An 11,867-nucleotide genomic window follows, 5' to 3' on the forward strand; every position below is an offset into this window, starting at 1 on the left:
CTAAGGAACGCACACAGCTTTTAAAACCAGAAAACAAGGCTATCTATGGGCGTCGAAAGATTGATGTAGAGCCAATTTTTGGCAAGACGAAGGCTTATTTGCATTTCCATCGCTATTCGGTACGCGGCCTAGAAAAGGTCAAAAAAGAAACTGGAATCCTCGTTCTGGCATTGAACATCCTCAAGTTAGTCTCTACTAGAGAAAAATGGATTAAGAATCAAGAGCATAGAAATAAGGCACGAAACCAAAATTCGGTTTCGTGCCTTATTCTTGTTCTATAGAGGTCAGTTATGTCACAGCCTCTTCGATCGTTTAGAAAGTTTTGTGGAGCACCACCACGGGGGCACCATCTTCGTCGTATGGACCGTCGCTAACGGTGTAACCACAGCGTTCGTAGAACTTCTGAGCGGTGTCTTCACCGTGAATCAGGCCGCTTTGGTAGCCGTGTTGGCGGGACCAGTCTTCGGCAGCCACCATGAGTTGGCGTCCCAGACCTTGACCTCGCAAATCTTGGCGGGTGCAGACCCGACCGAAGCGCATTTCACTTGATGTTTGGGGTTCCAGTCGTAGCGTGGCAACGGGATGACGGGCATCCTGATAGAGCACAACGTAGAGGCGTTCGGGTGTATCGCGGTCATCAAACTCAACCTCGCGAGGGATGCCACGTTCAGTGACGAAGACCGCCTGACGGAGTGCAAGGGCAGCGGCCCGGTTGAAAGGTTCGTTTGAAATAACGATGTCCATGAGTCAGATTCTCCTATTCAATATCGGCAAAGAAACTGTAGAGTTTTTCAGTGGTTAAGGCCGCCTTTTCCTTCCCGGAAACGTCGAAGGTGACCTGACCATGATGGAGCACAATCAGACGATTGCCGTAGGTCAGGGCGTCCTCGAGGTGATGGGTAATCATGAGGCAGGTAAGTCTTTCTTCCTGAACCCGTTGGTTGGTGAGGTGCATGAGGTCCTGGCTGGTTTGGGGATCCAAGGCAGCGGTATGTTCGTCGAGTAACAGGATTTCGGGGCGCTTCAGGGTGGCCATCAGGAAACTCAGCGCTTGGCGTTGCCCCCCGGAGAGATTACCAGTGGCCGTGGTGAGACGCTGATCCAGACCGTTGTGCATGGTTGCTGTAATTTTCTGGTAACGGTCGAGTTGCTTGTTGAGGCGACGAGGCACCAGGCGTCGGCGTTGACCGCGTCGTTCGGCCAGCAATAGATTTTCTGCGACGTTCATCCGCGGGGCGGTTCCTAACTTGGGATCTTGAAAGACGCGTGCGAGGAAACGCGTGCGTTTTTCGACGGATTCATGGGAGATGTCCTTGCCTTTCAAGAGAATCTGACCGGAATCGATCGTCAGGTCGCCCCCGATGGCGTTGAACAACGTGGACTTGCCGGCTCCATTTGATCCGAGGAGGGTGATGAAATCGCCCTCGTTAACGGTGAGGTTGAGGTGATTTAGAATCGTGATTTCTTCGGGCGTGTGGCGATTAACCTTGAGCACAACGTCTTTGAGTTCGAGTAATGGTTTAGTCATTGGTATCTAACCCCCGTTTCAGCAGGTGTTTAAAGTTCAAAAGGTTTTTGAAGACCGGTAGCATCATGCAGATGGCCAGAATGATGGCCGAGATGAGGTTGAGGTCGTTGGCCTGGAACCCCAGCTTAAGCACAATCAATAGGACGAACCGGTAGAGAATACTCCCGAGGGTCACGGCGACCAGTCGTTGGTTCAGCGTCAGATCGCCGAAGGCCACTTCCCCAATAATGATGGAGGCCAGGGCAATCACGATAATGCCGATCCCCATGTTGACGTCAGCGAACCCGTTGTTTTGGGCTACCAGAGCACCACCAAAGGCGATCAGACCGTTAGAGACCATTAGTCCCATAATTTTCATGTTGTCGGTGTTGATCCCCAGGGATCGCGCCATGGTTTGGTTGTCACCAGTCGCGATGAAGCCTTGACCCAGATCCGTTTGCAGGAAGTAAATGACAATCGTAGTGATAATTACCATGACGATCGTCCCCAGAATCACACTGTCAAAGTATTGAGGTAAGCTGGCGAGAAAGTGATTCTTGAATAGGGTGTTTTTGCCGAGCAAAGAGACGTTGGCGCGGCCCATGATCCGTAGGTTTACGGAGTAGCAGGCCGTCATCACCAGAATCCCGGCTAGCAGGATGGGAATGTGTCCCTTGGTGTAGAGCAGTCCGGTGATGAGTCCAGCGAGCGCCCCTACGGCAAAGGCCAGCAGGGTGGCTAACAAGGGGTTCATCCCCTGACTGATCGCCATAACAGCGGTCGCCGCACCGAGAGGGAAGGTTCCCTCAACGGTCATGTCGGCGAAGTCTAGAATTCTAAAGGTCAGGAACAACCCGACCCCGAGGACGGCCCAGAGTAGGCCTTGTCCAATAGAAGAAACGATTAAACTCATTTGAAAACCTCCCCGTGTTTTTGGGCTTCTTGAATCACAGATGCCGGCAACGTGATGCCGAGTTTCTTGGCTTGAGTCAGGTTGATGGTCATTTCACCCTGTCGCTCGAAATGAATCGGGGTGTCAGCCGGGTCCTTACCCTTAAGAATGGCGGCGGTCATCTTGCCGGTCTCAACGCCTAGTTTGTACTGATTGATGCTGAGGGTGGCGAGACCCCCGGCCTTGACCATGGTGTCGACGGCTGGGAAGACGGGCACCTTCTTGGCATTAGCCGTGGAGACCAACGTCTGCATGGCACTGGCCACGGTATTGTCGGTCGGCACGTAGATGGCATCGACCTGACTCACCATCTGTTGGGCCACTTGGTTGAGATCATTGGTACTGGCAATTGTGTAGGCCTTGAGGCGGACGTGTTCTCGTTTACAAAGCGCCGCAAATTGGTGATACTGTGCGGTTGCCGAGTCGTCAGAGGAGGTGTAAATGATGCCAAGTGTTTGCATCTTAGGCATGATCTTTTGGATCAGCTGCAGTTGTGACTTGAGTGGTGCTTGGTCGGAGACCCCGGTGACGTTATTGCCAGGATGTTCGTTGCTCTGGACCAGGTCGGCTCCTTTGGGGTCGGTGATGGCACCGAGGACGACGGGAATGTTGGAACTGGCGTTGGCTAAAGCCTGGGCGGCTGGTGTGGCGATCCCGATCATGGCGTCGGCCTTCTCGTCAACAAACCGGGCACTCATGGTTTTCAGATTACTTTGATCATTCTGGGCATTCTGGAAATCAATCTTGACGTTTTTGTTGACGTGATAGCCTTCCTCGGCCAGGCCGTGAATGATGCCTTTGTGAATGGCATCTAGGGCTGGGTGGGAGAGAAGTTGAAGAATTCCCACGGTTGGTACTGACTTTCGAGTAGCGGATTCCGGGCGACTCTTCTGAGCAAAGGCGACGCCCAGAAAGACGACTAGAATTGCAATTAAACCGTATAGACGTTTCATATTTTTACCTCACTTTAATTCAATGGTTGGCGGTGTTAGCTGTATAGAAAAAGAGCACCCAGACCGGCTGGGTGCCCAAGAAAAAGGCCCGCAAAACCGGAGAAGAAGACATCCGTGCGGGCTATTGCATCAGAAAGTTAGCCGGCGCAGATGCGAGAATCGCTCTGGGAGCTCAAGTCGCATCTACTCGATGACGACTTGATTACCGGCTTTGCCAACGTCCATTTAACTGAATACCAGACATTTGCATAAACTTTCCTTCTTTCCGAATTTGATTAAGACTAGTTTACGGCATCACTGAAAAACCGTCAACCATCTTTTCACCTTTTTTGGTATACTAGAACCCAACAGAAACGATGAGGAGAGTGGCACTAATCATGAAAATTGCAGTGATGACGGACACTTCATCGGGGATTTCTTTCGATGAGGCGGCACAACGCCACATAACACTCTTACCGGCACCCATCATGTTCGGTAACCGGCAGTATCACGAATACTTAGATCTATCTACGGCGGACTACTACCGACTGATGCGCTTGGCTAAGACGAAAAAGGTCGTTCCAACCGCACCACAGTTATCGATGAAAACGATCCAGGCGGCCTGCCAGCGCTTAGCCGCGGCGGGTTATACCGATGTGATCGTGATTGGACCGTCGTTAGGAATTTCAGGGTTTGTGAATACTCTGGCGGCTTACGTGGAAAATGTGACGGCATTACACGTTCGACCCTGGGATTCCCGGGGTGTGCTGACCGTCATGGGGGACCAGGTACGCCTAGCGGCCGCTATGGTTCAACAGGGGGCGTCACTTGCAGAAATTTTAGCCCAGTTAACGGTATTACGTGAGACGATCCACAGTGGGTTCGTCGTTGAGTCAATGAAACCCCTCCTACGAACGGGGGAGGTTAATCCGAGTCATGCGCCCGGCAGTAACCCTCTTTATGCTGGGAAACCAATGTTGACGTTTGAACCGTCCGGTAAGATGCGCTATGCCGGCAGTGCGTTGCGTTCCAAGGGAGCCCTCAGTGATTTTCTGGATAACCTCGCCGTTGATTTGTCCGGGAAGTCTCCCGTCAAAGTGACGATTCTTAACGCCGATCAGCCGGAGACCACGCAACAGTGGGTGACCATCGCACAGTCCCGGTTCCCCATGGCGACGTTTGATGTCGCTCCGATCGGTCCCAGTTTTGGGGTTCACGTTGGCGACGGTGCCATGGGCTTGGCGTGGTCCCAGGATTATCGCAGTCTGCTGATCAATGATGAGAAATAAATGAGAATTTAGGGTTGACAGTCTCATTTTTTAATGGTTAACTGGTACTTGTAAATTGAAAAATGAAAGGAACTTCACCCATGAAGCCAAACAACCTCACTCATTTAAATAACCAATTTGCCTTTAGCTTTTTCTTTAGATAGCGTTTGTATTCACACGTTGGATACGAACGCGCCGCTCAATTGCGTTCGTATCTATCGATTAGCTAAAGTTTTTCAACATGACTTAAGCGCCAGATAGATACGGGTATAATCTATCTGGAGAAAATATATCGGGGCCCGATAACACCAGGTAGATTCTACTCAGAATCTATCTGGTGTTTTTTTGTTTTTAGCACGCGAGTCAAGGTGGCATCTCCTGCCTTGGCGAACGCGTTTCAGAAACCACCTGGCTAGCAACGTGGACGCACTGCGCTAGCCAAGACGGCTACTTAGAATAAACCCAAGTCAGTTGAAAAATCGGTGAGCCACATGGCCCCATAATTAACAACAAATAAAATAACGAAGCGGCCGATACGCTCGGCCCAACAAACTCTGGAGGGAATCAATGATGAAAAAGGGATTATTAACAGGCATGGCCTTATTAGGATTGGGATTAACGTTAGCTGGCTGTTCCAGCAAATCAGATGCTAGTAGCAAGGGAACGTTGAACGTTGGCATTTTACAGGTTGTCCAACACGGCTCACTCGATGAAGCCAGACAAGGATTCAAGGCGGGGTTGAAGCAGGAACTTAAGGCGCATCATAAGTCCGCTAAGGTGGCCTATCACTACCTCAACGCACAGGGAGATCAGGCCAATTTGAACACGATGAGTCAACAATTGAGTCAACAAAAGAATGATTTATTGTTAGGAATTGCTACGCCAGCCGCGCAGGCCTTGGCTAAGAAAACCAAGACCACGCCAACGCTGGTAACGGCGGTGACTGATTTGAAGGCGGCCGGTCTGGTTAAGGCTAACAACAAACCCCAGACTAATGTCAGTGGGACCAGTGATTTGACCCCGGTTGGCCTGCAATTAAAGCTTCTGGCCAGCCTGACTAAGGGCAACAAGCCATTGGGAATTATGTACAATTCATCCGAAGAGAATTCGGTCTTACAGGTGAAGTTAGCCAAGGCTTATGCGCAAAAGCATCACTTGAAACTCAAGGTGGTTAGCGCCACTAGCACCAATGATGTGGCCAGTGTTCTCGCCGGGTTACAAGGTAAGATTTCCGGATTGTACCTGCCAACGGATAACCTGATGGCCAGTGCGATGAAGACAATTGGTCAGAAGGCCAAAGCAGCGAAGTTGCCAGTTGTAACGGGGTCAATCGAAATGGCTGAAGATGGTGGCACGGCCACCTACGGTATTGATTACTATGACCTAGGTAAGCAAACCGGGAAGATGGCTTACAACGTGTTAGAAAATGACAAAAAGCCGCAGACGATGGCTGTTGAAACCTCTAAGCACCTGCATCTCTACGTTAACAAGGCCAACACCAAAGCAATTGGTATGCAGCCCCAACAGATTAAACAACCCTAAGTTTAGAAAGGATGATCACTAATGTTAATCACGAGTATCGGTCAAGGCCTTCTGTGGGCACCCCTGGTCATCGGGGTCTTCCTGACGTTTCGCATTTTGGATATTCCCGATCTCACCACCGAGGGGAGTTTTCCACTCGGGGCCGCGGTGACTGTCAGCGCCATGATTCACGGTCAGTCGGCGATCGTAGCCAGCCTGCTGGGCTTTCTAGCGGGTTGTCTGGCCGGCTGGGTAACGGGGATGCTCGACACTAAGCTTAAAATGCCATCGCTTTTAGCGGGGATTTTGACGATGACGGGTCTGTACTCCATTAACATGCACGTGATGGGGAAGTCCAATGTGCCGCTCCTGGATCAGAAGGTACTGACTAGCTATCTACCGGCAACTTGGTCGGTGGACCTTCAAACCATTGTTGTCGGTCTCGGCGTGACCGCACTGGTCATGGCGGGGCTCATCTGGCTCTTTAGAACGCGACTGGGATTGTCTCTGATGGCAACCGGGAATAATGCGGCTATGAGCGCGGCTAACGGAATTTATACCGACCGGATGGTGATTCTGGGCTACATGGTTTCCAACGGCTGTATCGCCCTCTCTGGGGCCTTGATTGCGCAGAGTAACGGGTTCGCCGACATTGGCATGGGAATTGGGACGATTGTGATTGGCCTGGCTTCCGTCCTGGTCGGGGAGATCTTCTTACGTGGTCGCCAGATTTGGTTACGGTTGGCCGCCATGGTGTTGGGGGCCGTGATCTATCGCTACCTTTTAACCGTTGCCATGGGTCTGGGCTTTCCGGTCGACGATCTCAAGATTCTCTCCGCAGGTATCCTAGTTATTGTAATCTGCCTGCCATTGTTACGAAACAAATTACAGACGAAACAACAGTTGAAACGTTATCTCAAACAGATTGGAGTCGATGAGCATGCCACAACCAGCAGTCTTAAGCGTCAAGCACCTACAGAAGGTCTTCTTTCCCGGGACAGTAAATGAACGCCACGTCTTAAAGGATGTCAGCCTGACCATTGAACCGGGAGACTTCGTGGCGGTGATTGGCAATAACGGCGCAGGGAAGTCAACGTTGCTCAATACGATTGCCGGTACGCTGCCCGTTGATGCCGGTGAGTTACGACTCGCCGATCACGATGTGACGCACAAGCCCGTGGCTTATCGGTCACGTTGGCTATCACGAGTCTTCCAGGATCCCAAGATGGGTACGGCTGGTGAACTGAGCGTTGCTGAGAATCTGACATTAGCCGAGCACCACACCGGGAGCATGAGTCTACGGGGCTATCGGCGTAAGGGCCAGACAGCGGCCTATCGGGAGCTACTCCAGCCCCTAAACATGGGGTTAGAGGACCGATTAACTACGCAGGTGAAATACCTGTCTGGTGGCCAGCGCCAGGCGTTATCTTTATTGATGGCCACCCTGAGTCATCCAGAATTACTCTTGTTGGATGAACACACGGCGGCGCTGGATCCCCAGACTAGCCACCAGGTGATGGCGCTGACCCAAAAGATTGTGACTGAGAATCAATTAACCACGCTGATGATTACCCATAAAATGAGTGATGCCTTGACCTATGGCAACCGATTGGTCATGGTTCAAGACGGCCAGATTAAGTTGGATGTGCGTGGTGAAGAGAAACAACGGATTCGGCAAGCGGATCTGTTGGGCTTATTTGCCGATTAGTTGCGGAGGGCCACAAGTTATCCAGCAAGTGCTGCCAGGCCTAAATGACGAGTTTTAAGGACAAATCTAGTTAATAGTCGTTAATACTGTACGCCACTATCGCAAATGTGTGGAGATTTGCTTTATCTTCTGATAAATCAGCCGTATACTAGGGCCGTATTTAAGATTACGGATTTTCCGGAGGTATTCGGAAGAAGCCGTAAACAAAGTTGTGGAAGCTTCTTGTTGAAGACCTAAGCGGACTAACCGTAATGAGAAGGCCACTATTCCAGTGATAGTGACCCTAAAAGGTCACCACCATCAGCGACGGGCTAGCGTCCTATGGTGCAAGAAAGGTCCCCTGAGCGATTGCTCGGAGGACCTTTTGTGTATGGTTAAATTAATGACATCAAATTATTTAGAAAGTGTAGGGTAATGTTGTAGCGAATATCTCTGAAGTGCAAGTATGCCGCACCGAGTGCCCAGCCAAGCCCAGAGTACATGAGCAAGGTTGGCGACAGGCCAGAGACGTGCATGCTACCGAAGATAATCCCGGAGATGAAGACCCCGAGGAAGTTCATGAGTCGGGTATTTTTTCTGAAGAAATAGTTCAGGAAAATCCCCCGGAAGATGAACTCTTCATAGATTGGAGCCAGAAAGATCGGATAGGCGGTGTTCCAGAATGGTAGCTTGACCACTTGCTGATTAATGATCTGCTGGTTGGCTGGGCTCGGCAGAATGTGAAAGTGAATCAGCAACCCCCAGGCATATTGAATCGCCATCATCAGAATGAAGAAACCCACCAATTGGCTGATCGACTTCCATGAAAAGGGGGTGCGACCGATCTGGCGAGGGTTGTTTCGTTGCAGCTGTTTTTGATATCGCCAGGTGATGAAGGCCAGTAATAGGCCAGAATAAATCAGCATCGTGCCGATTAGCTGGTTGGTAGAGCCACCACGGCTAGCCTGATCGGTAGCCAGTAAGAGGATCATGCTGTCGATCAGATAGAGAACGAGGAAGCCCACCCACTGCAGATCGCGTTTGAACCAATTCAGGAGCCAGCGGGTGCTAGAGCCAAACATATTCATTCATGACCTCCCTTTAGTTGTCGTATTTACCAATTTCAATGAGGTTTTCATCCGGGTCTCGGACGTAAACGGAGGTCATTGGGCCTTGCGCGCCTTGCTTAGGGATGGGGCCATCGACGATCTCAACCGCGTAGTTGGTGAGGTGGGCCAGAATATTGGCCAGGGGATCGGTGGCAATGATGGCGAAGTCTGCGGCGCCAACCGTTGGGTGCTTGGCAACGGGCAGACGAGGGTCATCGGTGACTTGGAAATTCAGTTTTTGTTTGCCAAGCTTAACCCCCTTACGGCCATCGTCGAAGGTGATAATGGGGAGGTCTAAGACCTCGTGGTACCAGCGAAGTGAGCGCTCCAGGTCGCTAACGGTGAGCGTAAGGTGATCGATGTTTCGAATATTCATGACAGTCAGTCCTTAACTAGTAAATTTCAACCATTATAGCATAGATAACCCCCGAGGCCCTAGGCGGTGAAGTTGACGAACCCGGGCGTTTCGTGGTAAGTTACTACTTATATATTGTTTAGGTAAGGGCCTTGACGTTGTCGAGGCTTTTATTGCGTGAAGAGAGAGGAAGGATTTTTGTGCCACTACTAGAAGTTGACAACCTGAGCATGAGCTTCGCCGATAAGAAGCTGTACGAAGGTGCCAGTTTTCAACTCAACAAGGGAGAACACATGGGCGTCGTTGGGCAAAACGGTGTCGGCAAGTCAACCTTGATTAAAATTATTACGGAACAGGAACTGCCACTAACCGGAAGCATCAAGTGGCAGAAGAAGACGCACATCGGCTACTTGGACCAATATGCGGATATTCCAGCGGGGATGAAACTGATTGATTTTCTCCATACGGCCTATGCGGACCTGTATAAGATGAATGACCAGATGACGGCGTTGTATTCGGACTATGCCGAGAGCATGGACGACAAGCTCTTAGAACGTGCCGGCCGCATTCAAGAAGAACTCGATGCCCGGAACTTCTACGGCGTCGAGACCGAGATTGAACGGGTCATCTCAGGTCTGGGTCTTGATGACATTGGCCGGGATCATGAAGTGGCTAAGATGTCTGGTGGCCAACGGTCCAAGATTATTTTGGCTAAGCTACTTCTGGAAAATCCAGATGTGATCCTGTTGGATGAACCGACCAACTACCTGGATACCGCGCATATTGCGTGGCTGGAGGATTACCTGAATAACTTTGAGGGAGCCGCGCTCATCATCTCTCATGACTATGATTTCTTACAAAATGTGACGAATTGTATCATCAACTTGGCCTTTGGGCAGATTACCAAATACCGAGGTAACTTCAAACAGGCCATGCGGCAACGGGCCGAGAAGGAAAAGGTTCAGCAACGTGAATTCGACAAGCAACAGGTCGTGATTGAAAAGGCCGAACGCTTTATTCGCAAGAACAAGGCCGGGACTAAGTCAACCATGGCGAAGTCGCGGGAAAAGATGCTGAATCGGATGGACCGGGTTGATCCACCTTCGACAAACATTCAAGCCCACTTTGATTTCCCTTACCAGGAGACCGGGTCACAGAATGCTCTGGTGGTGGATGAATTATCCGTTGGGTATGACCGACCATTGTTAAAGCCCGTGACGTTCTCCGTAACGACCGACCAAAAGGTAGGTCTGACTGGATTCAACGGGGTGGGGAAGTCGACACTGATTAAGTCTATCTTGGGTATCATCAAGGCCAAGGGAGGATCGGCAACCTTCTCACCTTCCGCACGGATTAGTTACTTTAGCCAAGACTTGGTCTGGGAGAACAACCGGCAAACGCCACTCCAGATCATTCAAGCCAAGTATGAGAAGATGCCCCAAAAGGCCATTCGCGGCAAGTTGTCCAAGTGTGGGTTGGATTCAGCCAACGCCATGAAACCCATTGGGGAACTCTCCGGTGGGGAGCAAACGAAGGTCAAGCTGGCTCTGCTAGAATTTGAACCTGCTAACTTCTTAATTATGGACGAACCCACGAACCATTTGGACGATGAAACGAAACACGCCTTGAAAGAGGCCATCGACAAGTTCCCAGGGAACGCCATCATCGTGAGTCATGAGGAGAGCTTCTACACCGGTTTAGTCGATAAGATCTTGAACGTGGAAAAGTTAAGCTTGCGTAACGCACCACAAGACTAAGTTACGGTATGGTTATAATTCGATTAAGGCCGTTCCTTTTTGACTCGAAATCCGTTACAGTAAACCTAGAGTGAATTTTACTGAAAAGGACGGAAGAACATGAGACGATTTAGACAGTTACTCGTCATTGTTGTATTGGTCATCGTGGCGGGATTTGGAATTAATCGCGTGATTCAACGGACTTCCGCTAATCGGACGCCAACGTTTCAGACGATTCGAAATAAGGTCACACCGAGCAAGCAAATCAATTGGCGGGCACCTTCGGAAGATAAGGCCTATCCTAATCTGAAATCCTATCCTCATGCTTGGCTGGATGTGAATACCAGTAAGCAACGGGTCTACGTTAGAAGTGGGAACAAGGTGCTCTACACCATGTACTGCTCGACGGGGACCGGGAAGGAAAATGCCACACCGCACGGCACGTACTATATTCAGGCCGAGCGGGGCAAGTTCTTCTACAACCAGAACTCTGGTGAAGGTGCCAAGTACTGGGTATCGTGGAAGGACCATGGGATTTATCTCTTCCACAGTGTGCCAACCGATAAGAATGGCAATTACATTGAAAGTGAAGCCAAGCAGCTCGGTAAGACGGCGGCCTCACACGGCTGTGTGCGATTATCCGTGGCCGATGCCAAGTGGGTTTACACCAACGTGCCTTATGGGATGAAGGTTGTGATTCACTAGATTTACAGAAATTCAAAAGAGGCTGTGACATAAGTCTCCAAAATGAAAGCTGGTTGAGAGGAATCTTCGGATTTCTCCCGACCAGCTTTTTGGTA

At 50.5% G+C, this 11,867-nt stretch carries 13 protein-coding genes; 7 read left to right on the plus strand and 6 right to left on the minus strand.

From position 1 onward, the window contains the following. Positions 1–281, plus strand: a 281-nt coding sequence (locus EKM70_RS10555) for a transposase (protein WP_225416428.1), incomplete at its 5' end; no start/stop codon positions are given. A 31-nt stretch (positions 282–312) separates the two neighbouring features. Here EKM70_RS10555 and EKM70_RS10560 read toward each other — a convergent pair. From EKM70_RS10560 to trpX, 4 genes are read right to left on the minus strand one after another with little or no spacing between them, the layout of a single operon-like run. Next, positions 313–744 carry a GNAT family N-acetyltransferase gene (locus EKM70_RS10560; protein ID WP_125547645.1) on the minus strand — a complete coding sequence of 144 codons (432 nt, stop codon included), beginning with the start codon at positions 742–744 and terminating at the stop codon, positions 313–315. A 13-nt stretch (positions 745–757) separates the two neighbouring features. Beyond that, positions 758–1,528, minus strand: coding sequence for an ABC transporter ATP-binding protein (locus EKM70_RS10565; protein ID WP_125547647.1), 771 nt, complete (start codon positions 1,526–1,528; stop codon positions 758–760). Continuing rightward, positions 1,521–2,420 carry an ABC transporter permease gene (locus EKM70_RS10570; RefSeq protein WP_125547649.1) on the minus strand — a complete coding sequence of 300 codons (900 nt, stop codon included), beginning with the start codon at positions 2,418–2,420 and terminating at the stop codon, positions 1,521–1,523. Before EKM70_RS10570 ends, EKM70_RS10565 begins: the two co-directional genes overlap by 8 nt. Continuing rightward, positions 2,417–3,412 carry a tryptophan ABC transporter substrate-binding protein gene (gene trpX, locus EKM70_RS10575; RefSeq protein ID WP_125547650.1) on the minus strand — a complete coding sequence of 332 codons (996 nt, stop codon included), beginning with the start codon at positions 3,410–3,412 and terminating at the stop codon, positions 2,417–2,419. The genes EKM70_RS10570 and trpX overlap by 4 nt, the downstream gene beginning before the upstream one ends. A gap of 377 nt (positions 3,413–3,789) precedes the next feature. On the opposite strand from trpX, the gene EKM70_RS10580 reads away from it, so the two are divergent. The 4 genes from EKM70_RS10580 (at position 3,790) to EKM70_RS10595 (ending at position 7,888) form a co-directional block, all read left to right on the plus strand. Then, positions 3,790–4,680 (plus strand): DegV family protein, encoded by an 891-nt coding sequence (locus tag EKM70_RS10580; RefSeq protein ID WP_125547652.1) that lies wholly within the window; start codon positions 3,790–3,792, stop codon positions 4,678–4,680. Between the two features lie 549 nt (positions 4,681–5,229). Then, complete coding sequence (locus EKM70_RS10585; RefSeq protein WP_125547654.1) at positions 5,230–6,201, plus strand: ABC transporter substrate-binding protein; 972 nt, start codon at positions 5,230–5,232, stop codon at positions 6,199–6,201. 21 nt (positions 6,202–6,222) lie between these two features. Beyond that, positions 6,223–7,188: an ABC transporter permease gene (locus EKM70_RS10590; protein WP_125547655.1), complete on the plus strand. Its 966-nt coding sequence runs from the start codon at positions 6,223–6,225 to the stop codon at positions 7,186–7,188. Then, on the plus strand, positions 7,121–7,888 hold the full coding sequence (locus EKM70_RS10595) for an ABC transporter ATP-binding protein (protein ID WP_125547657.1): 768 nt from the start codon (positions 7,121–7,123) through the stop codon (positions 7,886–7,888). Before EKM70_RS10590 ends, EKM70_RS10595 begins: the two co-directional genes overlap by 68 nt. A gap of 374 nt (positions 7,889–8,262) precedes the next feature. Here the strand turns inward: EKM70_RS10595 and EKM70_RS10600 are convergent, their stop codons facing one another. Both EKM70_RS10600 and EKM70_RS10605 read right to left on the minus strand, forming a co-directional pair. Further along, entirely contained in the window at positions 8,263–8,955 is a 693-nt protein-coding gene (locus tag EKM70_RS10600) for a CPBP family intramembrane glutamic endopeptidase (protein WP_125547659.1), read from the minus strand. Positions 8,956–8,968: 13 nt separating this feature from the next. Further along, a complete protein-coding gene (locus EKM70_RS10605; RefSeq protein ID WP_125547661.1) occupies positions 8,969–9,352 on the minus strand; it encodes a VOC family protein in 384 nt (127 codons plus the stop codon). A gap of 209 nt (positions 9,353–9,561) precedes the next feature. Between EKM70_RS10605 and EKM70_RS10610 the strand changes: the two genes are divergently transcribed. Together EKM70_RS10610 and EKM70_RS10615 are read left to right on the plus strand one after the other, a co-directional pair. Beyond that, positions 9,562–11,088 (plus strand): ABC-F family ATP-binding cassette domain-containing protein, encoded by a 1,527-nt coding sequence (locus tag EKM70_RS10610; RefSeq protein WP_225416438.1) that lies wholly within the window; start codon positions 9,562–9,564, stop codon positions 11,086–11,088. 99 nt (positions 11,089–11,187) lie between these two features. Continuing rightward, positions 11,188–11,772, plus strand: coding sequence for a L,D-transpeptidase (locus EKM70_RS10615; protein WP_125547665.1), 585 nt, complete (start codon positions 11,188–11,190; stop codon positions 11,770–11,772). The last annotated feature ends 95 nt before the right edge of the window (positions 11,773–11,867 follow it).

The organism is Levilactobacillus lindianensis (assembly GCF_003946095.1).
In the GTDB taxonomy this organism is placed as follows: Bacteria; Bacillota; Bacilli; order Lactobacillales; family Lactobacillaceae; genus Levilactobacillus; species Levilactobacillus lindianensis.